Below are 24,677 nucleotides of genomic sequence, written 5' to 3' on the forward strand. Positions count from 1 at the left end.
TTCAAAGGACATTACGGGTTTTGCGTGGTTCGTCCGGCATACAGGCATCACTACCTGAAACTGGAGACCTTTTCATGAAGCCTGAACCGAGCATTTTCCGTCGTCCATTCCGCCTGCGTGCCAAGCCGCTGGCTCTACTGATCCACGCTGCGTTGTCCGGAATGGTCTTGTTGACGATCTCTGGAATCCCGACCCCAGCCTGGTCACAGAGCATTGTCGAACGCAAGACCTACGATCTACCTGCCGACGCGCTGGAAGATGCCTTGAATCGCTTCTCGCGGCAGGCAGGCATCACGTTGTCATTCGATCCGGCGCTGGTGCAAGGACGCAGCGCTCCTGCGTTGAAGGGAACGTATTCGTTGCAAGAAGGGCTGGATGCGTTGTTGAGGAACAGCCAGTTGCAGGCGACGCAGGCGGAGAACGGCAGCTTTGGACTACGTGTGCTTCCGGCCGCCACCAATTCTGAAACCACATTGCCAGCCGTCAGCGTCATGGCCGGTTCACATGCCGATGATTTGCCCCCTGCCTATACCGGTGGGCAAGTGGCGCGCGGCGCCAGGCTGGGAATGTTGGGTAACGTCGACGTGATGAACATGCCGTTCAGTGTGACCGCCTATACCTCGGAACTGATCCGGAATCAGCAGGCCCATAGCCTGACTGACGTGCTGGACAACACGCCGGGTGTGAGCAGCGGTGGTCCGTGGTTCTTCGATAATTTTATTATCCGCGGGTTTGAATACCAGCGCTCCGAAATCGGCTTCAATGGCCTGTATGGCATCGCCAGCGTCGAAGGCGTGCAGTTGGAGGGTATCGAGCGGGTTGAGGTACTCAAGGGACCGAGCACGCTGCTCAATGGCAGTTCGCCTCGCGGTACGGCCGGCGGCTCGATCAACCTGGTGCCCAAGCGCGCCGACGATGCTCCGCTCAACCGCGTCACGGCCAATTATCTGAGCGACGGCAACCTGGGCGCGCATGTCGACATCGGGCGCCGCTTCGGCCGGGACAATGCCTTTGGCATCCGCCTGAACGCGGCTCATCGTGATGGCGACTCGGCGGTTGATCACGAGAAGCAGCGCATCTCCAACGCGACGCTGGGCTTGGATTATCGCGGCGAGCGTTTGCGCGCGAGCGCCGACGTGGGCGCGAGCACCCAGAAGATCAGCGGTGCCAGGAACAACTACTTTGTGTGGACCCCCACGGTTCCAGAAGCGCCACGCGGCGATATCAATCCCTATCCGGATTGGTCGTATCAAGACAAGAATTACGTGTTCGGCATGGCTCGTGCCGAGTTCGATCTGACCAGTTCCTGGAGTATTGGCGGTGCGGTTGGCATGGCCGAGACCAGGCGCAAGGCTAATTCACCATGGGGCGAAATCATCAATGACGCCGGAGACATTGCTTTCAGCGCCTTTGGGATCAGGGAAAGGAACAAGACTCATAGCGGCGAACTCAACACGCGATTCAATCTCGAGACCGGTCCCGTCAAGCATACCGTCGTGCTGGCGGCTACCGAGTACAACTCCAAGGTCAGCGCCTACAATCCGACATCGGCATGGGGCGATAACAGCAATATCTACCATCCAGCCCGCCTGAGCGAACCCGGCGACATGAGCTTTGACGGATCGCTTCTTCCTCAGAATGATGTGAACCTGCGCAGCTACGCGATCACCAACACGCTGTCGATGCTGGACGAGCGCCTATTGCTGACGCTGGGCCTGCGTCACCAGAAGATCGATGTAACTTCCTACGTCTGGAACACTGGCGCCTGGCAGTCCAACTACAATCGCAGTGCGAACACGCCCGCGCTGGGTCTGGTCGTTAAGCCCGTCGACAAGCTCTCGATCTACGTCAACTATGTCGAGGCCCTATCGCAAGGCGCGGTGGCGCCATCCACCGCAAACAATCCCGGCGAAGTCTTTGCTCCCTTTGTTTCCAAGCAATGGGAGGTGGGAGCCAAGGTGGACTGGGGAACCTTCACCACCACTCTCAGTGCATTCGAAATCAAACGTCCGAGCGGCTTTCTGGATACGGATAACTTCTATCGCCTGGCCGGAGAACAGCGCAACCGTGGGGTAGAACTATCCATGTTTGGCGAGGCGGCGCGCGGTCTGCGCCTGCTGGGTGGCGCGGCATGGACCCGAGCAATCCTGACCGACACCCCGGGCGGGCGGTTCAACGGTGCGAGGGCTTTTGGCATACCGACCTGGTCGGTCAAGCTGGGTTCCGAGTACGATATCAGGCAGGTGCCCGGCCTGACGTCCATTGCGCGTGTGATCTACTCGTCTTCCATGCCATACGACGCAGCCAACACCGAAACGATTCCTTCATGGACGCGTTTTGATTTGGGGGCACGCTATGCCGCCAGGATCGCCAGTCATCCCGTTCTGTTCCGCGCTACTGTCGAGAATGTGTTCAACCGCCGCTATTGGGATTCGTCTCCGGCCTACCAGATGGTCACGTCGGCTGCGCCACGTACCTATATGCTGTCGGCCAGCATCGATTTCTGACGATACTCGCAGGGCGGCGATGCGGTCTGGGATGCGCGCGTCGGCTATCGGCTGACCGAGCAGTGGGATCTCGCGCTCAACGTCAACAATCTGTTCGACAAGCACTACTACGCGCGCCTGGGTTCCACCAGCTACGGCAACATCTATGGCGAGCCGCGCAGCTGGATGCTGACGCTGCGCGGGCAGTTCTAGGGTTTATTTCTTCCTGAACACCAGATCCCACACGCCGTGCCCGAGCTTGAGACCGCGGTTCTCGAACTTGGTCACGGGACGGTAGTCGGGACGCGGCGCGTAGCCGTCGGCAGTGTTCTGCAGCGTGGGCTCGGCGCCCAGCACTTCCAGCATCTGTTCCGCGTATTCCTGCCAGTCGGTCGCGCAGTGCAGGTAGCCGCCGCTCTTCAGGCGCGACGACAGCAGCGCCACCATCGGCGGCTGGATCAGGCGGCGCTTGTTGTGGCGCGCCTTGTGCCACGGATCGGGAAAGAAGACGTGCACGCCGTCGAGCGATTCCGGCGCGATCATGTGCGTCAGCACTTCATACGCATCGTGCTGGATGATGCGCACGTTGGCGAGGTTGCCTTCGCCGGCGAGCTTGAGCAGGCTGCCGACGCCCGGCGTGTGCACTTCGACGCCGATGAAATCCTTGTCCGGCATGCCGGTGGCGATGGTCGCCGTGGTTTCGCCCATGCCGAAGCCGATCTCGAAAATCACGGGCGCCTTGCGGCCGAACGTTTCCTCGACATTCAGCACCGCCTTTTGATAAGGCAGCGTGAAGCGCGGACCGAACTCGTCGAACGCGCGCGCCTGAGCATTGGACACGCGGCCCGCACGCGTGACGAAGCTGCGGATGCGGTGTTCGGTCGGATCGTAGAAAAGCGGCTTCTTGCCGTCGTTGTCGGTCTGGTCGGTCATGCTGGAAAGGGGTGAAAATGGTGGTTCGAATCTGAGGCCGCGTATTGTACCGTGGTAGCGCGCCTGCCATGCCGCAGGCGAACCGGAACCAAGCGGGCTGCCTTGCTTTCAAACCTGTCCATCTTTCAAGGAGAGTCACCATGGCAATCATCGACAAAGTCCTCTACCGCGCCCAGGCAACCGCAACCGGCGGCCGTGACGGCCGCGCCGTGTCGTCCGACGGCGTGCTCGACGTTGCACTCGGCACGCCCAAGGAACTCGGCGGCGCCGGCGGCGCCGTCACCAATCCCGAGCAATTGTTCGCAGCCGGCTATTCGGCCTGCTTTCTCGGCGCGCTGAAGTTCGTTGCCTCCAAGGAAAAGATCGCGATTCCCAAGGAGGCATCGGTGCAGGGCAATGTCGGTATCGGCCAGGTACCGACCGGCTTTGCGATCGAAGTCGAACTGAAAATCTCGCTGCCGGGGCTGGAGCGCGATCAGGCCCAGGCCCTGATCGACAAGGCGCACATCGTCTGCCCGTATTCCAATGCCACGCGCGGCAACATCGACGTGACGCTGACCCTGGTGTAAGGACGCGAGCCGCAGCTGCTATTGCAGTGCAGCGGCAGCGTTCGGGAAACACAACCGAAGAGCCGGTGCCGGTTTCCGGCAGTATGAGGATGATTCCTCGCTGCCGGAGCACCGTGAAGGAGTCGCGCGAGCGCGAATCGCGTTTTGCTTCCTATTTTTCCTGCAGGATGCAAAATCCGTTGACCCCGAGCGTGACGCTGTGCTGATCCAGCGTGACGCGCCGGCCCAGCAGCATGCCCGAGTAGGGTGCGCATTGCACCACGTGTTCGATGACATCCATGTTGAAGAGGCAGACGAGCTGCTGTTCGTCGCAGCTGCGGCGGAAGGCCAGCACCGCGTGCGGCGCTTCGAGCAGTTCGATATGGCCTTTTTCCAGCGCCGGGCTGGCGCGGCGCACGGCGATCACCTGACGGTAGAAGTTGAGCACGGAATCTGGATCGGCTTCCTGGTCGCTCACATTGAGCGCGCGGTGCTCGTCGGTGACTGGCAGCCACGGTTCGGACACGCTGAAGCCGCCGTGCGAGCCGCCGGTCCACGGCATCGGCGTGCGGCAGCCGTCGCGGCCCTTGAACTTGGGCCAGAACGATTTGCCGAACGGGTCCTGGATGCGGTCGAAGGGCACGTCGGCCTGCGGCAGGCCGAGTTCCTCTCCCTGATACATGCAGACGTCGCCGCGCATGGCGAACAGCAGCGCCAGCATTTCCTTGGCGGTGTCGGCACGGTCGCGGCCGTTGGCCCAGCGTGTCGCCACGCGCGGCTTGTCGTGGTTGCTCAAGGCATAGCACGGCGCGTTGGGATAGGGGATGTTGGCTTCGAGTTCGGTGATGACGTCGCGCACGCGCTGCGCGCTGCTGTCGGGCTGCATCAGCGAAAAGCTGTAGGCAGAATGCAGGCGGCCCGGCTCGGTGTACTGGCCCATGAGCTTGATCGCGTCGTGGCCGCCGACCTCGGCCAGGCTGAAGGCGCCGTATTCGTCGAGCAGCACGCGGATCTTTTCGAGGAAGGGCAGCATCTCGGGCTGCGCCTGATCATAGACATGCACCTGGAAGCCGTAGGGATGCAGTGCGTTGCTGACGTCCTCGCGCGGCGGATTGCTGCGCAGCTGCAGGTCCTGGAAGACGTGGTTGCAGGCGTCGAAGCGAAAGCCGGAGACGCCCATGTCGAGCCAGAAGCGCATGTCGGACAGCACCTGATTCTGCACTTCGGGATTGTGCATGTTGAGGTCGGGCTGGCTCGAGAAGAACGAGTGGAAATAATACTGGCGGCGCTCCGCATCCCAGCGCCAGGCCGGGCCGCCGAACACCGAGACCCAGTTGTTGGGCGGGCTGCCGTCCGGTTGCGGGCTGGCCCACAGGTACCAGTTCGACTTGCCGTTGCGGCCGAGGCGGCTGTCCTTGAACCATGGATGCTCCTCGGAGGTGTGCGAGATCACCATATCGACGATGACGCCGATCTCATGCGTCTTCGCCGCCGCCAGCAGGCTTTTGAAGTCGTCCATGTTGCCGAAGATCGGATCGACGTCGCGATAGTCGGACACGTCGTAGCCGAAGTCAACCATCGGCGACTTGAAGAAGGGGCTGATCCAGATCGCATCGACATTCAGGCTCTTGATGTAATCGAGCTTCATCTCGATGCCGGCCAGATCGCCGATGCCATCGTTGTTCGAATCCTGGAAACTGCGGGGATAGACCTGATAAATAATCATGCATCAAACCTTGTCTTGAAGCGGACCGCCCTGTGTCTTCTGGCGCATGGCAGGGCCAGCCGGGCTGGCTTGAAACGAAGCAATTTTTGATCCTGCCGCAGAAGGAAAGTCACGAGAAGCGCATCGCGGCACCTCGCCGGACCGTTCGCGTGCGGTACCTGCGGCGATACATTTCGTTGCTGCAACAGGCGGCGCCCTGCGTATCCGCGCGAAGGCCGCTACGCCGAAAATTAGCTTGGCATTTTAACATCGGGCCGGGCACGGGTTTGATGCACCGGGCGTGCCGCCCTCCTGTGCTGCGATTGCCGGATGCCGACCGGCAACGCACCGCCTTCGCGCAGATGGTGCCGGTGCTGCGGCAGGCGGCCGAACCGGCAGCGCGTATCGCCTTGCCTGCGCAGGAATGAAGCATCGCCGACGGAATCTGTGTCGGCAAAGGCGCATGGCTGTGGCGCATCGATATAATCGCGGCATTTCCGTTTGTCTTGCGTCCGGACCAGAACATGAATTCCTCCCTGCGGCTTTGCCGCGCGCTGTGCGCCTGCGTGGCGGCCATCCTCACCGCCGGCTGCAGTCTCGTCCACTATCACGTCAACGATCCGCTGCCGGTTTATCAGCCCGATCACGGCTACAGCATTTCCTCGGCCAATCTCGGCCCCGGCGACGGCAGGATCTTCATGGTGCTGATGTTCTCGGGCGGCGGTGCGCGTTCGGCGGCGCTCGGCTACGGCGTGCTGGAAGAACTTGCGCGCAACCGCTTCGTGGCCAACGGCAGGCCGATGCGGCTGTTCGACGAAGTCGATCTGGTCTATGGCGTGTCCGGCGGATCGATCCTGGCCGCCTATTACGGCCTGCACGGTGAGCGCGTATTGCAGGATTTCGACAAGCGCTTTCTGAGCCTGGATTTCCAGGACAAGATCGTCAGCCGTGTGATCTCGCTGTCCAACCAGTGGCGCCTGACCTCGCCGCGCTTCGGCCGCTCCGATCTGTTCGAGGAGCAGCTCGACGAGGTGCTGTTCGGCAAGGCGACCTTCGGCGACATGGCGCAGGGGCGCAAGGGGCCGTTCGTCATCATCAGCGCGACCGACATGTCGAGCGGCAGCCGCTTCGACTTCACGCAGGAAACCTTCGACCTGATCTGCTCGGACCTGAGCAGCTTCCCGATCTCGCGCGCGGTGGCGGCATCGAGCGCGGTGCCGCTGCTGTTCTCGCCGGTCACACTGTGGAACTACGCCGGCAGTTGCGACTACCAGGTGCCGGACGCGATGCGGCTGGCGGCGGAAGGCACGGCCCGCAGCCGTCTGGCGGCCGCCTCGCGCACGCGCAGCCGCGAACTGCTGAGCTACCTCGAACGCGACAAGCGGCCCTACATCCATCTGCTCGACGGCGGCCTGGCCGACAACCTGAGCATACGCGGCCTGCTCGACCTCGAAGCCGTGATGGACAGCGAGGAAGTGCGGCGCGACTTCCGTCTGCAGGAGATGACGAAGTTCGTGATGGTGGTGGTCAACGCGCAGAACGACCCGGCGCACACCATTGACCACAATGCGGACGTGCCCGGCTTCAAGGACGTGATCCGCGCCGTCGGCGACATTCCGATCGCGCGCTACACGCAGGAATCCGAGCGCGTGATCCAGACCGCCTTCGACCGCTGGCGCGAGTCGGCAAAGCAGGAGGCGGCAAAGGAAGGCCGCAAGCCGCCGCAGATGTACTACATCAACATCGCGCTCAAGAACATGCCGGACGAGACGCAGCGCGACGCCTTGCTCAATGTGCCGACCTCGCTGTATCTTCCGAAGCAGACCGTGCGCGACCTGCGGGGCGCGGCGACCACGCTGCTGCAGGCGTCGCCCGACTTCCGCCAGTTGCTGCAGGACCTTGCCGCCGAGCGCCGCGACTGACGCTGCGCCGGCAGGAACAAGGGAGGATGCATGCGCAACGATGAACAACCGCAGAAGGCGATCCTCGACAACATTCCGGATCAGGCGTGGCTCAAGGATGCCGATTCGCGCTACATCCTCGTCAACGAAGCCTCGCTTGGCCGCACGTCTTCCACACTGGCGACACCGGCATCCTGTACGGCACGCAAGGCGCGGACGGCCAGCTGCAGATGCTGACCGCGATCCTGACGCGCACGATCGATTACGGGCTCGGTCCCTACACGGCCCTGTCGCGGCCGCGCTTCCTGCTCGGGAAAACCTTTTCCGACACGCGCGACACGCTCAAGCTCGAACAGGACGTCGGACAGGAGGTGCTGACGGAACTCGCGCGGCGCGGTCACGAGTTGAGCCCGCTGCCGGCGCAGAGCCTTCTGTCGGGCCATCCGGGCGCGATCGTCATCGAGGCGGATGCGGTGGGGCCGCGCTTCTCGGGCGCGCACGATCCGCGCAGCGACGGGCGGGCGCTCGGTGCGTAACGGCGACCTTGAAACTACGCATATGAAAAAGACAGGCCGCGGCCTGTCTTTTTCATTTCAGCGACTGCTTTACTTCACTGCGTCCGGCGCAGGCGCTGCGGCCTGATGGGCGGCAGGCTTGTGCGCTTTCTTTTTCTTCTTGGCGACTTTCTTTTTCTTGTGCTTGGCAGCAGGCGCCTTGCCTTCGGCATGCGCGGCCGTCGGAGCGGTCGGTTCCGGCGTGGCGGCCGGTTGGGCGAAAGCGGCCGAGGCGAACAGGGCGGCAACCAGGGTGGCGATCAGTTTTTTCATGTGCGTGCTCTCTCTCTTTTTTGAGTGTCATTCGTCGCGAATCGAAAGGCCGATTCGTCTGTCTCTAACGCCGCATGCATGGCGGCGTTGACGCCTTTCTTGAAAATAGACGTGTCGTTTTCATTCACATGGGTGGCGCGTGAGAACCACGTGAGAAAGGTGTTGGCGCGGTGTTGGCATGACGTTCGCGCCAGGAGAAGTGTGTCGATTTGTTTCGAGTGACGAGGCGGAAGTGTGGAGGCGCGTGCTTCCTATATAGACAAGCATGGCGATATCGCAGCCCGTGCTGCTGCCTGTTATCGCGATCTCTGCGCAGGCGTGCCGGTTGTCATATCGGCAGTCTTGCCTGCCGCCGCGGTCCATTTCCTTGCATCGATTCCGTTCGCATGTGCGCATGCAGTGCAGCCGCACGCTTCAAGTGCGCCAGGCGTCCGGCAAGCTTGCCTGCCATGCCGCCGGATGACGCTTTTTTGTGCAGAACCGCCGTCTTTGAGGCTGGTACGGATGATGCTTAATGCATTATGCATTGTATGCAATCTGATGAGAGCGAGGTTTCATGCGCCCTGCATGCTGCCTTGCCTTCGCCGCCAGTCTTCAAAAACGGGAGAAAAGAAGTTGGAAAACCGTCTGGAAGTGACCAATCTCAGTCATGCGTTCATCACGCCGGGCAACGAGGAAATCCGCATATTCCGCAACCTCTGCTTCCACGTGGGGCCGGCCGAGATCGTGGCGGTGGTCGGCCGGAGCGGCTCCGGCAAGAGCACGCTGTTCAACCTGATCTCGGGCCTGCTGAAACCGACGGCGGGCACCATCACGCTCGGCAAGCGCGCCAACGGCGAAGCCGGCAGCCTCGCCTACATGCTGCAGAAGGACCTGCTGCTGCCATGGCGCACCATCCTCGACAACGCGGTGCTCGGCATCGAACTGCACCGGCCCGTGACCGAGGCCGACCGCACGCGGGCGCGCGCCATGCTTGCGCGCTACGGACTGGAATCGGTTGCCAACGCCTATCCGCACTCGCTGTCTGGCGGCATGAAGCAGCGCGTCGCGCTGACGCGCACGCTGCTGACCAATCCGACCGTGGTGCTGCTCGACGAACCGTTCTCCGCGCTCGATTACGAAACGCGCCTGATGCTCGAGAACGACGTCATCACGCTGACCAGGACCGAGGGCACCAGCGTCATCCTCGTCACTCACGACATCGACGAGGCGATCGCGATGAGCAACCGCATCGTGGTGCTTGGCGGGCGCCCGGCCAAGATCAGCCTGCAGGAAGACATCGTGCTGACCGTGCCCGGCGAGCGCGATGCGATCACGGCGCGCGGCGCGCCCGAGTTCCACCAGTACCACACGCGCGTCTGGGATGCGCTGCGCGCGAGCGACGTCACCCATGCCTCCATCTGAACGGGAAAACGACATGAACAAGACAGGCAATTCCGCATTCATCGTCACCACGATCCTGATCGCGCTCGTGATCTTCTGGCAGGTAGCGGCGCAGGCCGGCTGGATCAACGGCCAGCTGCTGGGTTCGCCGCTCGGCATCTTCCAGGCCGGACTGATCGGGCTGACCAAGGGCGATCTGCTGCACGACACCTGGGTCACGCTGGCGGAAACCGTGCTCGGCCTTGTGATCGGCAGCGGACTCGGCATCGCGCTCGGCCTGATGCTCTGGTTCTGGCCGCGCGTGTCGGAAGTCGCGGAGCAGTTCTCCATCCTGCTCAACAGCGTACCGAAGATCGCGCTGGGTCCGCTCATCATCATCTGGTTCGGCTCCGGCATGGTGTCCAAGGTCTGGCTCGCGGTGATCTCCACGTTCGCGGTGGCGATGATCTCGGCCTGCGCGGCGGCCAAGGAAGTCGATCCCGATCTGCTCAACCTGTTCCGCTCCTTCAAGGCCAGGCGCGCCATGATCTTCCGCAAGCTGATCGTGCCGGCTTCGATCCCGTGGATCTTCTCGATCTTCCGCATCAACATCGGCTTCGCCCTGATCGGCGCGGTGGTCGGTGAATTCATCGCGTCCGAACATGGCCTCGGCCATTCGGTGTTCGTCGCGGGCTCGCTGTTCGACCTGAACAGCGTGTGGCTGGGTGTCATCGTGCTGACCTTGATGGCGGCGCTTCTTACGTGGTTTGTTCAACTGATAGAGGAAAGGGTGGTTTCATGGAAATCCGAACGATGAAGTACATGCGCGGCCTGCTCGCCGCAGCATTGACGGCGGCCAGCTTTGCGGCGCCGGCGCAGGCGGCCGAGAAGGCGGTGGTGTATCAGGCCTTCCAGTCGATCCAGTATCTGCCGCTCTACGTGGCGCTCAACGAGGGCCTGTTCGCCAAGCATGGCCTCGACGTGCAGAAGGTCACGGCGGGTGGCGGTGCGCAGGGCGTGGCTGCGGTCATCGGCGGCCATGCCGATTTCTCGCTGCAGGATCCGATCACGGCGGTGCTGGCCAACCTGAAAGGCGCCGACCTGCGCAACGTGGCGATGGTGGTGGCCGGCGTGCCGGTATGGATGGTTGCGCCCGGCAATTCGACTATCAATTCGCTGGCGGACCTCAAGGACCAGACCATTTCGGTCGCGCTGCCGCCGTCAACCAGCACCTACATGCTGCAGAAGCTGCTGAAGGAAAAAGGGTTGTCGAACGTGAAGGTCAACACGGTGCAGATCGGCACCGAGCTGTCGCCGGTCAGTGCCGGCCGCGCGGCGGCGGCCGTGCTGTACCAGCCGCAGGTTGACCAGGCGCTGGCCAACGGCTACAAGATCGTGCACGAGTTCGGCAAGCAATACGATGCCGAATATGCGTTCTCGACCATGACCACGCAGAAGGCAACGATCGAGAAGCGGCCGCAGCTGGTGCAGAACTTCGTGGCGGCGATCGGCGATGCCGAGGCGCTGATGCGCACCTCGCCGGAGACCGCGATCCGCGTCGCGCAGAAGGAGTTCCCGACGCTCGATCCGGTGGTGGTCAGCAACGCGGTCAAGCGCATGCTGGCGCAGAACGTCTATCCGCCCAATCCCTCGATCTCGCGCCAGTCGTTCCAGAACAATGTCGATATGAATCTCTACATCGGCAACGTCAAGCCGGGCGAGGTCACGTATGAAGGCGCGATCGACAACAGCTTTGCGGAAAAGCTCAAACGCTGATACGCATCGAAGGACGGCGCGGATGCGATCGATCGTCACTATCCATCCGCCGCCGCTTGCAACGACAACACGGCTAGGCCGCAGCATGATCAAATGAGCGTTCACGCTGCCGCACCCATGCCCACTCTCATCATGCATACACATCAAGACAACGAAAACAGTTCCACCCCGGCGACACGCCTGGAGACAGCCATCGCCGCCGCCGACCGTCTGGACGGCGATCTCAAGGCCTTCAACTTCCGTCCGGACAGCTACCCCGACGGCGCAGCGACGCAGACCGCGCTCGCCGGCGTGCCGGTCGCCGTCAAGGACCTCGTCGACACGGCGGACATGCCGACCACCTACGGTTCGGCGATCTATGCCGGGCACCGTCCCGCGCGCGACGCCTGGATCGTGCAGCGCCTGCGCGACGCCGGCGCCGTCATCTTCGGCAAGACCGTCACCACCGAATTCGCATGGCGCGATCCGGGCGCGACCGTCAATCCATGGAATCCGGCCTACAGTCCCGGCGGCTCATCGAGCGGCTCCGCGGCGGCGGTCGGCGCCGGCATCGTCGATGTTGCGATTGGCACCCAGACCGTGGGCTCCATCATCCGGCCCGCATCCTATTGCGGTGTGGTCGGCTACAAGCCCACCTATGGCACGATTCCGCACGACGGCACGCGCTACCTGTCGCCCACGCTTGATCACCTCGGCTTCATCACGTCCGATGTGCACTGGACCGCGGTGGCGCACGACCTGGTCTGCGCACACGGCAAGGATGCCGCGCAGGCCGGCGATGCGGCGCGCAAGCCGACCAAACTCGGGCTCTATCGCTCCTCGCAGTGGAGCCAGGTCGATGGCGACGTGAAGGACAACTTCGATGCCGTGGTGCGGCGGCTCGAAGCCTGCGGCGTGCAGTGCGTGGAAGTCGGACTCGGGCTCGACATCCGCGAGATCGTCGATGCCGGCAACCGCATCATGGCCTACGAAACCACGCAGCATCTGTACCGCGACATCAAGGACAGGCTGGAGCAGGCCGGACCGTGGACGCAGGACCTGATCAAACTGGGGCTGACCATTTCGTCCGACGAATACGACAGCCTGCGCGCGCTGGTGGCGAACATGCGCATGGAGCGCGACCGGCCGCTGGACGGCATCGACGCGATCCTCTCGATCACCTCGCCGACCGCCGCGCCGTTCGGCCTGGCGCGCACCGGCGATGCCTCGTTCTGCGCGCCGTGGACCTTCCTCGGCCTGCCGGCGCTGGGCGTGCCGTCCGGCATCTCGGACACGCTGCTGCCGCTGGGCGTGCAACTGGTGGGACGCGGCGGCGACGATGCGCAGCTGATCCGCATCGGACGCTGGTTGGAGGGCATGCTGCCGCGGCTCGCGCGTCCGCTGCACGCGGGCGCCTGACGGCTTGCGGGGCGAGAAGGGAGGCCGTTCCCGTCGGCTCGCGGCGGCTTTGTGGAAAGAGGCCTCATATATAATCGAGCCATGCCGAAAGACTACAAAACCGTCGAACAGTACGTGCTCAACCAGTTGCGCAGGGACATACTCGGCGGCAGATATCAGCCCGGCGACAGGCTCAGGCAGGACGAGGTCGCGCGGCGCTTCGAAGTCAGCACCACGCCGGTGCGGGAGGCGTTTCGCGACCTGCGCTCCGAAGGTCTGGTCTGGATAGATACCAACAAGGGCGTGATCGTCAAGGGATTGACGGTCAAGGACGTGGCCGAAATCTACGAGCTGCGCATCGCGCTCGAACCGCTGCTCGCGCGCAAGTCGGTCGCCACCATCGCGCCGGATGCGCTGGAAGCGGCACGGCTGATCCATCACGAGATGTCGGCCTCGTCGGACCCGCATCGCTGGGCCGCGCTGAACAAGGAATTCCACGTCACGCTGATGGCGAGCGAGAAGGACACGCGGCTCTACGACATGGTGAGGAACCTGCTGGTGATCGCCGAACCGTACGTGTCGCTGTCGATCTTCATCCATCCGCAGATTCTTGCGACCGACAACATCGAGCACGAACAGATACTCGAAGGCTACGAGAAGAAGAATGCGCGCAGCGTCGAGCGCATCGTCAAGCAGCACCTCGAGCAGACGCTGCTCGCCATCCAGAATTCCGTTGACGAAAACAGCCTGCGCCTGATGAGCAAGGCGTTCGCTTAGCTACTCCCGCCTTTCAGCGCTCCCGTTCCGCCGCCCACGTCTCCTGCGCATCGCCTGTCGCGTGCGCGCGCCGCCATGCCGCGCCGCCGTGCCAGAGCATGAAGGCGATCAACGTGCAGCCGAGCTGGCCCAGCGCCAGCGATACCGGCGAGTGCGACAGGATCGGCGCCATCACGCCGGCGATGACGGCGCCCAGCAGTGTCTGCGTGAACGACTGGCACGAGGCGACAATGCCGCGAATCGCCGGGAACAGGTCCAGCACCATCAGTGTTGCGACCGGCGCCACCATCGACATGCCGAAGGTATAGAAGAACAGCGGCGCGACCGACCACGGCAGCGCCGGCGGCAGCAGCAGGTGATAGACGAGATTGATGCCGGCCGCGCCCAGCAGCAGCGTGAAGCCGATCGCGATCTGCCGCGCCAGCGCAATGCGGCCGGCCAGCCGGTTGGCGGTCAGCGCGCCGCAGAAGATGCCGGCCACGGTCGGCACGAACTGCCAGCCGAACTGGTCCGGTCCCAATCCCAGATGTTCGACCAGGAATACCGGCGCGGCCGCCACGTAGAGGAACATGCCGGCAAAGTTGAAGGCGACCGTGCCGCCCTTCAGGTGGAACAGCGGCGACAGGAATACCTGCTTGTAGCTGCGGTAGAGAGCGCTCGGGCGGAACGGCTGGCGACGCGAGGGCGGCAGTGTTTCCGGCAGGCGGCGGTAGCAGTAGATCAGCAGCAGCACCGCATAGGCGACCAACATGAAGAAGATCGCGCGCCAGTCGAGATGCTTGACGATCCAGCCGCCCATGATGGGCGCGATGGCTGGCGCGATCGAGAAGATCATGGTCACCAGCGACAGCAGGCGCGCCGCCGCCGCGCCCGCGTAGAGATCGCGGATGATGGCGCGGCCGATGACGACGCCGGCACCGGCCGAGATACCCTGCAGCATGCGGAACAGCCACAGCGCTTCGATGCTCGGTGCAAGCGCGCAGCCGACCGAGGCCAGCGCGAACACGCCGAGCGAGACGAGGATGATGTTGCGGCGACCGAAGGCGTCGGACAGCGCGCCATGCCAGAGGATCATGACGGCGAACGAGAACATGTAGGCCGTCAGCGTCTGCTGGATTTCGAGCGGACTGGCCTGCAGCGAGGCGCGGATGGCGGGGAAGGCCGGCAGGTAGGTGTCGATCGAGAATGGCCCGAGCATGGCGAGCAGCGCCAGCATGATGGCGAGTGCCGTGCTGCCGACCAGCAGCGCTAGCGGCGGTTCGGCCGGCGGTGTCGAGGAGGGCGTGTGCGCGGGATCAGACATGTGTGTTGAGGTCGGGCATCAGCGGGCGGTCACGAATCGATGCCGCCCATGCACAGGTACTTGATGTCCAGGTATTCGTCCATGCCGTACTTCGATCCTTCGCGTCCGAGTCCCGATTGCTTGACGCCGCCGAAGGGCGCCACCTCGTTGGAGATCGATCCCGTGTTGATGCCGACCATGCCGTACTGCAGCCGTTCGGCGACGCGCCAGACGCGGCCGATGCCGCGCGAGTAGAAGTAGCTCGCAAGGCCGAATTCGCTGTCGTTGGCAGCGGCGATGACTTCCTCGTCGCTCGAAAAGCGCGTCACGGCCGATACCGGACCGAAAGTTTCCTCGCGCATGATGGTCATGTCCTGCTTCGCATCGGCCAGCACGGTCGGCTCGTAGAAGCGTCCGCCGAGCTGCGGATGCAGGCGGCCGCCCGTCAGCAGGCGCGCACCCTTGGCTACCGCATCCTCGACGTGCTGCGCGACTTTCTGCACGGCCGCGTCGTCGATCAACGGGCCCTGCATCACGCCGTCGTCGAAACCGTTGCCGAGGCGGATGCGCGCCGAGCCGTCGGCCAGCCGGCGCACGAATTCGTCATACACGGCGGTGTGCACATAGAAGCGATTGGTGCAGACGCAGGTCTGACCCGCATTGCGGTACTTGGAGGCGAGCGCGCCCTTGACCGCCGCGTCGAGGTCGGCATCCTCGAACACGATGAAGGGCGCGTGGCCGCCGAGTTCGAGGCTGAGCCGCTTGACGGTCGGCGCGCATTGTTCCATCAGGATGCGGCCGACCGGCGTCGAGCCGGTAAAGGACAGGTGGCGCACCACGGGGCTGGCGCACAGCACCTTGCCAACCGTCGCCGAATTGTCGGCGTCGGCCGTGACCACGTTGATGACGCCGCGCGGAATGCCGGCACGGTGCGCAAGTTCGGCCAGCGCCAGCGCCGACAGCGGCGTCTGCTCGGCCGGCTTGATGACGATGGTGCAGCCGGCAGCCAGCGCCGGCGCGATCTTGCGCGTGATCATCGAGATCGGGAAATTCCAGGGCGTGATGGCCGCGCAGACGCCGACCGGCTGCTTGATGACGACCGTGCGCCGGTTCGTCCAGGTGCTCGCCAGCACGTCGCCGCAGACGCGCTTGGCTTCTTCCGCGAACCATTCGATGAAACTCGCGCCGTAGGCGATCTCGCCGCGCGATTCGATCAGCGGCTTGCCCTGTTCGGCCGTCATCAGCCGCGCCAGGTCCTCGGCGCTGGCCATCATCAGGTCGAACCACTTGCGCATCAGATTGGCGCGTTCCTTGCCGGTCCTGGCCGACCATGCGGGAAAGGCCGCGCCGGCGGCCGCGATCGCCTGTTCCGTTTCGGCGCGCGCCAGGTTCGGCACGCTGCCGACCACGCGGTTGTCGGCCGGATTGATGACGTCGAAACGTGCGCCGCCATCCACCCACGCGCCATCGATGTAGGCCTGTGAGCGTAGCAGGGCGGGATCGTCGAGAGGAGGGAGATGCGTCATGGTCTTTCTCCTGCGGGAAGTGAAGGGAACAACCTAGCGCGAAACCGCCGCCGCCACGGTTCGCTGGCCCACGTACCGGACGGCAGGCCGGGTTGTGCGACGGCAAGCCTGCGCGGCGTCAGGCCTGGCCGTCCTGCGCATCCTTCGGCTTGGCCTGCTCGCGGCGGTTGAAGCCGGCCACCATGTCGAAGCGGAACAGCCGGCATTCGATGGCGCCGTTGAAGAACGGCGTCTTGCGCGCTTCCTTCAGGCGCAGCATCTTCGGCACGGTCAGGTCGGCCGTGAACAGGAACACCGACCAGCCGGCGAAGCGCTGTTTGAGCGTGGTGCCGAACGCGCTGAAGAATTCCTTCGCCAGTTCGTCCTCGGCCAGCGTCTTGTCGCCGCGCACGCCGATGCGCTCGCCGTATGGCGGGTTGGTCAGCAGGATGCCGGGCGTGGCGGTCGGCGCCTTCACTTCCTGCGCCTCGATCTGCTTCAGCGGTACGTCGAAGCGGATGCCGGCGCGGTTCAGGTTGGCGCGCGCCATCACGACCATGTCGCCCGAGATGTCGCTGCCGAACACGCTCGGTTCGGCCGGCAGCGCATTGAGCCTGACGCTGCCCTTGATGGCCTGCCAGGCATCCTGGTCGAAGTCGTTGAATTTCTCGAACGCGAATTCGCGGTGCAGGCCGGGCGGAATGCCGGCCACCATCTGCGCGGCTTCGGCGAGGATGGTGCCGGAGCCGCACATCGGATCGAACAGCGGAATGCCGGGCTTCCAGCCGGCCACGCGCAGCAGGCCGGCGGCGAGGTTCTCGCGCAGCGGGGCGTCGCCGGTGTCGAGCCGCCAGCCGCGCTTGAACAGCGCCTCGCCCGAGGTGTCGAGATAGACGGTGAAGTTGTTGGCGTCGAGGAAGCCGACGATGCGCATGTCGGGCATGCGCGTATCGACCGAGGGCCGCTTGCCGCACAGATCGCGGAAGCGGTCGCAGATGCCGTCCTTGATCTTGAGTGTGGTGAATTCGAGGCTGCGCAGCGGCGACTTGATGGCGGTGACGTCGATGCGGATCGTATGATGGATGCCGAACCAGTCTTCCCACGGCTGCGCCAGCGTCAGGTCGTAGATGTCGTTCTCGTTGACGTAGCCCGCATGCGCCATGCGCATCAGCACGCGCGAGGCGATGCGCGAATGCAGGTTCATGCGCATCGCGTCGGCCAGCGTGCCCGAGCAGTGCACGCCGCCCGGTACCTGGTTGTGTACCTTGAGCTTGCCGCCGTCGGCCTTGCCGAGCTGGGCGATCTCGTCGAGTTCCTCGGCGAGGGCGGCTTCCATGCCGCGCGGGCAGGGACAGAAGAAGGAATGGAATGTCGTCATGGCGGGGAACCCTTTATCCGTTTGAAAGAAGCGCCGCTTCCTGGCGAGGCGGCGCGATGGTTTTGTTGGGTGATGCGGTATTACGTTCTTGCGAATGCGGCCTCGACGAAATCGAGGCGGTCCTGGCCCCAGAACGGTTCGCCGTCCACCACGTACCACGGCGCGCCGAACACGTTGGCGGCAATCGCCTCGTCGGTGAAGCGCTGGTATTCGGCTTCCACGCTGGCGGTTTCCGAGGCCTTGAGCAGCGCCTTGCCGTCGTGGCCGGCTTCGTTGGCGAGCGCGGTCAGCGTATCGGCATCCATGATGTTGCGGTCGGCCGCCCAGAAGGCATGCATGATGGCGCCGGTCAGCGCCAGCGCCGCATCGGTGCCGTGTGCGAAGCGCGCGGCGATGATGAGCCTGGCGGCGGCGTCGCCCGAGACCGGCGCGAAGCGCGGCTGCGGATTCAGCGGCAGGTTCAGCTTCTCGCTCCAGCGCCTGAGTTCGATCAGGCGATATGCCTGGCGTTGCGGCGGACGCTGCGCCAAGGGCAGGCCGCCGGATACGCTGAATACGTGCGGCAGGCTGATCGGCTTGAGTTCGAGCGTCACGTCGTATTGCCGTGCCAGTGCCACCAGCCGCGCATGGCCGAAGTAGGACCAGGGCGACTGCGGCGCGAAATAGTATTCACAGACACGGGGCATGGATGACTCCGCTCAGAAGGGTTTGACGACGACCAGGATCACGATGGCGAACATGAGCACGGTCGGCACTTCGTTGAACCAGCGATACCAGCGATGGCTGCGCACGTTGCGGCCATCCTCGAACTTGCGCAGCAACCGGCCGCAGGCATGGTGATAGCCGACCAGCAGCACCACCAGCGCGAGCTTGGCGTGCAGCCAGCCATTGCCCGGCCCCTGGCCGAAGCCGAAGCTCAGCAGCCAGATGCCGAACAGCAGCGCCGGCACCGCCAGTATCGTCATGAAGCGATAGAGCTTGCGCGCCATCATCAGCAAGCGCGTGGTGGCGTTGGCATCGGTCTCCATCGCCAGGTTCACGAAGATGCGCGGCAGATAGAACAGGCCGGCGAACCACGAGATGACGAAGATCAGGTGCAGCGATTTGATCCAGAACATGGCCATGAGCGGTCCGATACCCTTAGGTTCGGACTTCTCCGTGACCGAACACGACATACTTGAGCGAGGTCAGCCCTTCGAGTCCGACCGGACCGCGTGCGTGCAGCTTGTCGTTCGAAATGCCGATCTCGGCGCCCAGGCCGTATTCGAAACCGTCGGCGAAGCGCGTCGAGGCATTGACCATCACCGAGGCGGAATCGACCTCGCGCAGGAACTGCAAGGCGCGCGAGTAATCCTCGGTGATGATGGCGTCGGTGTGCTTGGACGAATAGCGGTTGATGTGCGCGATCGCTTCATCGACGCCGCCCACGGTCTTGATCGAGAGGATGGGCGCCAGGTATTCGGTGGACCAGTCTTCCTCGGTGGCCGAAGCCAGGTGCGCGTAGCCGGCAAGGATCTTCTTCGCCTCGTCGTCGCAGCGCAGTTCGACTTCCTTCTCGGCGTACAGCTTTGCCAGCTGCGGCAGGATGGACGGCGCGATGTCGCGCGCGACCAGCAGCGTTTCCATCGTGTTGCAGGTGCCGTAGCGGTGGCACTTGGCGTTGAAGGCGACATCCAGCGCCTTCTTCGGATCGGCCTTGTCGTCGATATAGACGTGGCAGATGCCGTCGAGGTGCTTGATCATGGGCACCGTGGCCTCGGCCATCAGGCGTGCGATCAGGCCCTTGCCGCCGCGCGGCACGATGACATCGACGTACTGCGGCATGGTGATCAGTTCGCCGACCGCGGCGCGGTCGGTGGTTTCGACGACCTGCACCGCGTCCTGCGGCAGGCCGGCGCCTGCCAGTCCTTCCTTGACGAGCTTGGCCAGCGCCTGGTTGCAATGGATGGCTTCCGAGCCGCCGCGCAGGATGGTGGCGTTGCCGCTCTTGATGCAGAGGCCGGCGGCATCCACCGTCACGTTGGGGCGCGCTTCGTAAATGATGCCGATCACGCCCAGCGGTACGCGCATCTGGCCGATCTGGATGCCGGTCGGGCGCACTTTCATGTTGGAGATCTCGCCGATCGGATCGGGCAGGGCGACGATCTGTTCCAGGCCTTCGGCCATGGTGGCGATCGCCTTGTCGGACAGCGTCAGGCGGTCGAGCAGCGCCGGCTCCAGTCCGTTGGCGAGCGCGGCGTCGAGGTCGAGCTTGTTGGCGGCGCGCAGCGCGTCGGCGTCGCGGCGGATGGCGGCGGCGATCAGCGTCAGCGCGCGGTTCTTGGCGGCGCTGTCGGCTTTCGCCATGGCGTGCGACGCTTGCCGCGCGCGCTCGCCGATCTGCTTCATGTATTGCTTGATGTCCATGATCGTGACTATGGTTGGTGTGACAATTCTTCGGGTGCTGCGGGATGCGGGTTCGGCCAGCGCCATCAACCCTGCGCCGCTAGCCGTGCGCGACTTTCAACCCGAGCTGCAGCATGGCGTCCCAGGCGTCGCCGCTGTGCGACTTGGCGCGCAAACCTTTCACCATCTTATCGATTTGCGCGGCTTCCTGCAGGGCTTCTTCCAGCGTGGCAAGACGCAGGCGGCGCAGCGCCGGGGCGATCAGCCGTTCGCGCGGTCCCCAGATGCGCGCTTCCTTCATCAACTGCGGCAGCGGCCGGCCCTGTTCGACGCCGGCCTTGAGCTTGAGCAGGGTGCGGATTTCCTCGGCCACCGCCCACAGCACCAGCGGCAACGCCTCGCCTTCGCCCTTCAGGCCTTCGAGCATGCGCACCAGCCGCGTGGCGTCGCCGCCGAGCATGGCTTCGTTGAGCTTGAAGACGTCGTAGCGGGCGACATTGAGCACGGCGTCGTGCACCTGCTCGAAGCTCAGTTGGCCTTCGGGATAGAGCAGGGCGAGCTTGCGGATTTCCTGGTGCGCGGCCAGCAGGTTGCCTTCCACGCGGTCGGCGATGAAGTCCAGGCATTCGCGGCTGGCGCTCTGTTTCTGCGCTGTCAGGCGCGTGCCGAGCCAGGCCGGCAGCTGCGCGCGCTCGACCAGCGGAATGTCGATCCAGACGCCGGCCGCCTGCAGGCTCGCGACCCAGGCCGCTTTCTGCGTCTGCCAGTCGAGCTTGGGCAGCGTGATCAGGGTGACGTTGTCGGGACTTGGCGAGGCCGCGTAATCCTGCAGCGCCTTGCCGCCGTCCTTGCCGGGCTTTCCGGTCGGGATGCGCAGTTCGATCAGCTTGCGGTCGCCGAACAGCGATTGCGACTGGTTTGCCGCCAGCAGCTCACCCCACTTGAAGCTGCGTTCGACTACCAACACCTCACGCTCGGTCAGGCCCTGGGTGCGCGCCGCCTTGCGGATCTTGTCGGCAGCCTCGAGCGCGAGCAGGTGCTCGTCGCTCGTGATCACGTACAGACCGGCGAGCGGTTTCGCGAGGTGAGTATCGAGCGCGTCGGCGCGCAGTTGCATGGCCGCTTATTCCGTTCCGGCGGGAGCGATGCTGGTGGGAGGCTGGATCGACGCGACGCGGCGCAGGATCTGCTGCACGATGTCCGACTGCATGTCGCGGTAGAGCATGACTTCCTCGCCTTCCTTCGCCAGCACCTGGTTCTCGTTGTAGGTCATGTCGCGCTTGAGCGAAATTTGCGTTGGCGGCAGCAGTTCGACGTTGTGCTGGTCGCGCACGCGCACCGTGACGTGGTAATAGAGCGCGAATTCGCGCACGCGGCCCTGGCTGTTGAGGGACAGGATGGACTTCTGGCGCCGTTCGCTCGGGATGTCGAGGATCGCCTCGGCTTCTTCGCGGGTATCGACGATTTTCAGTTCGCCGCTGCCGCGAATGTTGCGACGCAGTTCGGCGCCCAGCGTCGAATTCTGCGGAATGTCGAGATAGATGCTCTTGAACGGCAGGTCGTCACCGAGCAGCGAGCCGCGCAGCTTGAAGCCGCAGGCCGACAGCAGAACGGTGGAACCCAGCGCGAGACAGAGAAGACGGCGGTTTTTCAGCATGACGGAATCCTGCGGTTGAATGAGCGGCTCATGTAAGGGTTCAGGCGACGATGTTGACCAGCTTGCCCGGCACCACGATGATCTTCTTCGGCGTGCCTTCGATGAACTTCTGCACGCTTTCGTTGGCAAGGGCAGCGGCCTCGATGGTTGCCTTGTCGGCATCCTTGGCGACCACCACGCTGCCGCGCAGCTTGCCGTTGACCTGCACCATCAGTTCGATCTCGGCCTGCTCGAGCGCGGCGGCATCGACCTGCGGCCATTCGGCGTCGAGGATGTCGCCGAAGCTTGCCGCATAGCCGAGTTCCTGCCACAGCACGTGCGTGATGTGCGGCGCGACCGGATTGAGCACGCGCAGGAAGATGGACAGGCCTTCGGCGATCACCGCGCTGGAGGCGGCGGAATCGTCGAGCTTGGCGCCTTCCAGCGTGTTGAGCATCTTCATGCTGGCCGAGACCACGGTGTTGTACTGGATGCGCTGATAGTCGTGATCGGCCTGCTGCAGGATCTTGTGCACTTCGCGGCGCAGCGTCTTGTGAGGTTCGGACAGCGCGGCTGCATCGAGCCTGCCGGCAGCGGCCACGCGCGCGGCCTGGCTGGCGGCGAACGCCCACACGCGGCGCAGGAAGCGGTTGGCGCCCTCGACGCCGGTGCCCGACCATTCGAGCGTCTGCTCCGGCGGCGAGGCGAACATGGTGAACAGGCGCGCGGTGTCGGCGCCGTACTGCTCGATCTGCGCCTGCGGGTCGATGCCGTTGTTCTTGGACTTGGACATCTTCTCGGTGCCGCCGATCTCGACCGGCTGGCCGTCGGCCTTGAGCACCGCCGATTGCGGACGGCCCTTGTCGTCGAAGGTCAGTTCGACGTCGGCCGGGTTATACCAGGTCTTCTTGCCGCTGGCGTCCTCGCGGTAATAGGTTTCGTTGAGCACCATGCCCTGCGTCAGCAGCTTGGTGAACGGCTCGTCGAACTTGACGAGGCCGAAGTCGCGCATGACCTTGGTCCAGAAGCGCGCGTACAGCAGGTGCAGCACGGCGTGCTCGATGCCGCCGATGTACTGGTCCATCGGCATCCAGTAGTCGTTGCGGGCATCAACCATCGCATCGTTCGAACCGGGCGAGCAGTAGCGCATGAAGTACCACGACGAATCGACGAAGGTATCCATGGTGTCGGTCTCGCGGCGTGCCGGCTTGCCGCACTGCGGGCAGTCGCACTTGAGGAAGGCTTCGTGCTTGTTGAGCGGATTGCCGCTGCCGTCGGGCACGCAGTCCTCGGGCAGCACCACCGGCAGGTCCTTCTCGGGCACCGGCACCGGGCCGCAGTCCGGGCAGTTGATCATCGGGATCGGCGTGCCCCAGTAGCGCTGGCGCGAGATGCCCCAGTCGCGCAGGCGCCAGGTGATCTTCTTCTCGCCGAGGCCGAGCTCTTCCAGATCGGCGGCGATCGCATCAACCGCCTGCTGGTGGTTCAGGCCGTCGTACTTGCCGGAATTGATGCAGCGGCCGTTTTCCTTGTCGGCATACCAGTCCTGCCATTTCTCTTCGGAGAAGGTCTTGCCTTCGACAGCGATGACTTGGTGGATCGGCAGCACGTATTTCCTGGCGAAGGCGAAGTCGCGCTCGTCGTGCGCCGGCACGCCCATCACGGCGCCGTCGCCGTAGGTGATCAGCACGTAGTTGCCGACCCAGACCTCGACCAGCGCGCCGGTCAGCGGATGCTTGACGAACAGGCCGGTCGGCATGCCTTTCTTTTCCATCGTCGCCATGTCGGCCTCGATGACGCTGCCTTTCTTGCATTCGGCGATGAATTCGGCGAGTTCCGGATTGCTCCTGGCGGCAAAGGTCGCCAGCGCATGCTCGGGCGCCACGGCGCAGAAGGTCACGCCCTTGATGGTGTCGGCGCGCGTGGTGAAGACCCACAGCTTGCCGTCGTTGATGAGCTGGCCGTCGTCCTCGATCTCGTGTGTGAAGGCGAAGCGCACGCCGGTCGACTTGCCGATCCAGTTCGACTGCATGATGCGCACGCGCTCGGGCCAGCCCGGCAGCTTGTGATCGACGTGGTCGAGCAGTTCCTCGGCATAGTCGGTGATGCGCGCGTAGTACATCGGGATCTCGCGCTTCTCGATCAGCGCGCCCGAGCGCCAGCCGCGGCCGTCGATGACCTGCTCGTTGGCGAGCACGGTCTGGTCGATCGGGTCCCAGTTCACGGTGCCGGTCTTGCGATAGATGATGCCTTTCTCGAGCATCTTTAGGAACATCCACTGGTTCCACTTGTAGTATTCGGGCTTGCAGGCCGTCATCTCGCGCGACCAGTCGATCGCCAGGCCCATGGACGCCATCTGCGTCTTCATGTAGTCGATGTTGGCGTAGGTCCATTGCGCGGGCGGCACGTTGTTGGCCATCGCCGCGTTCTCGGCCGGCATGCCGAACGCGTCCCAGCCCATCGGCATCAGCACGTTGTAGCCGTTCATGCGCAGGTAGCGGTACATCACGTCGTTGATCGTGTAGTTGCGCACGTGGCCCATGTGCAGCTTGCCGGACGGATACGGCAGCATCGAGCATGCATAGAACTTCTTCTTTTCCTTGCCGTTCCGGTCCGTGGCGTGCTCCACCGTCTTGTAGGCGTTGATGGATTGCCAGTGGTCTTGCGCCGATTTTTCCACATCGGCGGGGCTGTATTTATCTTGCATGACGGATGAAGCCAAAAGAAAGGGATGAAAGAAAATGACTGCGCGGCCGCGCGGGCACGGCCAAAGGGGTGATTATAGCGGTTCGCCCCTGC

At 63.9% G+C, this 24,677-nt stretch carries 22 protein-coding genes; 10 read left to right on the forward strand and 12 right to left on the reverse strand.

The features are described from left to right. Positions 1–74: 74 nt before the first annotated feature. The gene (locus IEV38_RS08740) at positions 75–2,507 is read left to right on the forward strand and encodes a TonB-dependent receptor (RefSeq protein WP_188395799.1); all 2,433 of its coding nucleotides are present in this window, start codon (positions 75–77) and stop codon (positions 2,505–2,507) included. A 195-nt stretch (positions 2,508–2,702) separates the two neighbouring features. Here the strand turns inward: IEV38_RS08740 and trmB are convergent, their stop codons facing one another. Beyond that, positions 2,703–3,419 carry a tRNA (guanosine(46)-N7)-methyltransferase TrmB gene (gene trmB, locus IEV38_RS08750; protein WP_188395800.1) on the reverse strand — a complete coding sequence of 239 codons (717 nt, stop codon included), beginning with the start codon at positions 3,417–3,419 and terminating at the stop codon, positions 2,703–2,705. A 140-nt stretch (positions 3,420–3,559) separates the two neighbouring features. Here trmB and IEV38_RS08755 point away from each other — a divergent pair, with 140 nt between their 5' ends. Then, on the forward strand, positions 3,560–3,988 hold the full coding sequence (locus IEV38_RS08755; protein ID WP_188395801.1) for an organic hydroperoxide resistance protein: 429 nt from the start codon (positions 3,560–3,562) through the stop codon (positions 3,986–3,988). A 151-nt stretch (positions 3,989–4,139) separates the two neighbouring features. Here the strand turns inward: IEV38_RS08755 and IEV38_RS08760 are convergent, their stop codons facing one another. After that, entirely contained in the window at positions 4,140–5,693 is a 1,554-nt protein-coding gene (locus IEV38_RS08760) for an alpha-glucosidase (RefSeq protein ID WP_188395802.1), read from the reverse strand. A 503-nt stretch (positions 5,694–6,196) separates the two neighbouring features. On the opposite strand from IEV38_RS08760, the gene IEV38_RS08765 reads away from it, so the two are divergent. The 3 genes from IEV38_RS08765 to IEV38_RS08770 are packed head-to-tail and all read left to right on the forward strand — an operon-like array spanning position 6,197 to position 8,109. Further along, a complete protein-coding gene (locus tag IEV38_RS08765; protein ID WP_188395803.1) occupies positions 6,197–7,594 on the forward strand; it encodes a patatin-like phospholipase family protein in 1,398 nt (465 codons plus the stop codon). A 30-nt stretch (positions 7,595–7,624) separates the two neighbouring features. Beyond that, positions 7,625–7,810, forward strand: coding sequence for a hypothetical protein (locus IEV38_RS15275; protein WP_229728980.1), 186 nt, complete (start codon positions 7,625–7,627; stop codon positions 7,808–7,810). Continuing rightward, positions 7,768–8,109: a gamma-glutamyltransferase gene (locus tag IEV38_RS08770; protein ID WP_371869863.1), complete on the forward strand. Its 342-nt coding sequence runs from the start codon at positions 7,768–7,770 to the stop codon at positions 8,107–8,109. The genes IEV38_RS15275 and IEV38_RS08770 overlap by 43 nt, the downstream gene beginning before the upstream one ends. A 69-nt stretch (positions 8,110–8,178) precedes the next feature. Here IEV38_RS08770 and IEV38_RS08775 read toward each other — a convergent pair whose 3' ends face one another. Beyond that, positions 8,179–8,400, reverse strand: a complete 222-nt coding sequence (locus IEV38_RS08775) for a hypothetical protein (RefSeq protein ID WP_188395805.1) — start codon at positions 8,398–8,400, stop codon at positions 8,179–8,181. A gap of 615 nt (positions 8,401–9,015) precedes the next feature. Between IEV38_RS08775 and IEV38_RS08780 the strand changes: the two genes are divergently transcribed. The 5 genes from IEV38_RS08780 to IEV38_RS08800 all read left to right on the forward strand — a co-directional run bounded on the left by IEV38_RS08780 (position 9,016) and on the right by IEV38_RS08800 (position 13,692). Further along, a complete protein-coding gene (locus tag IEV38_RS08780; RefSeq protein ID WP_229728949.1) occupies positions 9,016–9,804 on the forward strand; it encodes an ABC transporter ATP-binding protein in 789 nt (262 codons plus the stop codon). Between the two features lie 13 nt (positions 9,805–9,817). Next, entirely contained in the window at positions 9,818–10,579 is a 762-nt protein-coding gene (locus IEV38_RS08785) for an ABC transporter permease (protein ID WP_188395807.1), read from the forward strand. Then, complete coding sequence (locus tag IEV38_RS08790; RefSeq protein WP_188395808.1) at positions 10,561–11,538, forward strand: ABC transporter substrate-binding protein; 978 nt, start codon at positions 10,561–10,563, stop codon at positions 11,536–11,538. The genes IEV38_RS08785 and IEV38_RS08790 overlap by 19 nt, the downstream gene beginning before the upstream one ends. 132 nt (positions 11,539–11,670) lie before the next feature. Continuing rightward, a complete protein-coding gene (locus IEV38_RS08795; RefSeq protein ID WP_229728950.1) occupies positions 11,671–12,936 on the forward strand; it encodes an amidase in 1,266 nt (421 codons plus the stop codon). 81 nt (positions 12,937–13,017) lie between these two features. Continuing rightward, positions 13,018–13,692, forward strand: coding sequence for a GntR family transcriptional regulator (locus IEV38_RS08800; protein WP_188395810.1), 675 nt, complete (start codon positions 13,018–13,020; stop codon positions 13,690–13,692). 13 nt (positions 13,693–13,705) lie between these two features. Here IEV38_RS08800 and IEV38_RS08805 read toward each other — a convergent pair whose 3' ends face one another. The 9 genes from IEV38_RS08805 to leuS all read right to left on the reverse strand — a co-directional run bounded on the left by IEV38_RS08805 (position 13,706) and on the right by leuS (position 24,585). Then, a complete protein-coding gene (locus tag IEV38_RS08805) occupies positions 13,706–14,995 on the reverse strand; it encodes a multidrug effflux MFS transporter (protein ID WP_188395811.1) in 1,290 nt (429 codons plus the stop codon). A gap of 29 nt (positions 14,996–15,024) precedes the next feature. Next, complete coding sequence (locus IEV38_RS08810; protein ID WP_188395812.1) at positions 15,025–16,500, reverse strand: NAD-dependent succinate-semialdehyde dehydrogenase; 1,476 nt, start codon at positions 16,498–16,500, stop codon at positions 15,025–15,027. 118 nt (positions 16,501–16,618) lie between these two features. Continuing rightward, positions 16,619–17,857 (reverse strand): THUMP domain-containing class I SAM-dependent RNA methyltransferase, encoded by a 1,239-nt coding sequence (locus IEV38_RS08815; protein ID WP_229728951.1) that lies wholly within the window; start codon positions 17,855–17,857, stop codon positions 16,619–16,621. An 80-nt stretch (positions 17,858–17,937) separates the two neighbouring features. Continuing rightward, positions 17,938–18,543, reverse strand: coding sequence for a 2-hydroxychromene-2-carboxylate isomerase (locus tag IEV38_RS08820; RefSeq protein ID WP_188395813.1), 606 nt, complete (start codon positions 18,541–18,543; stop codon positions 17,938–17,940). A 12-nt stretch (positions 18,544–18,555) separates the two neighbouring features. After that, the gene (locus tag IEV38_RS08825) at positions 18,556–18,975 is read right to left on the reverse strand and encodes a CopD family protein (protein ID WP_188395814.1); all 420 of its coding nucleotides are present in this window, start codon (positions 18,973–18,975) and stop codon (positions 18,556–18,558) included. 22 nt (positions 18,976–18,997) lie between these two features. Then, on the reverse strand, positions 18,998–20,263 hold the full coding sequence (locus tag IEV38_RS08830) for a glutamate-5-semialdehyde dehydrogenase (RefSeq protein ID WP_188395815.1): 1,266 nt from the start codon (positions 20,261–20,263) through the stop codon (positions 18,998–19,000). A gap of 79 nt (positions 20,264–20,342) precedes the next feature. Next, positions 20,343–21,359, reverse strand: coding sequence for a DNA polymerase III subunit delta (holA, locus tag IEV38_RS08835; RefSeq protein WP_188395816.1), 1,017 nt, complete (start codon positions 21,357–21,359; stop codon positions 20,343–20,345). Positions 21,360–21,365: 6 nt separating this feature from the next. Next, on the reverse strand, positions 21,366–21,899 hold the full coding sequence (locus IEV38_RS08840; RefSeq protein ID WP_188395817.1) for an LPS-assembly lipoprotein LptE: 534 nt from the start codon (positions 21,897–21,899) through the stop codon (positions 21,366–21,368). Between the two features lie 40 nt (positions 21,900–21,939). Next, complete coding sequence (gene leuS, locus IEV38_RS08845; RefSeq protein ID WP_188395818.1) at positions 21,940–24,585, reverse strand: leucine--tRNA ligase; 2,646 nt, start codon at positions 24,583–24,585, stop codon at positions 21,940–21,942. Positions 24,586–24,677: the final 92 nt, after the last annotated feature.

This window comes from Oxalicibacterium flavum (assembly GCF_014635065.1).
Lineage (GTDB): Bacteria > Pseudomonadota > Gammaproteobacteria > Burkholderiales > Burkholderiaceae_D > Oxalicibacterium > Oxalicibacterium flavum.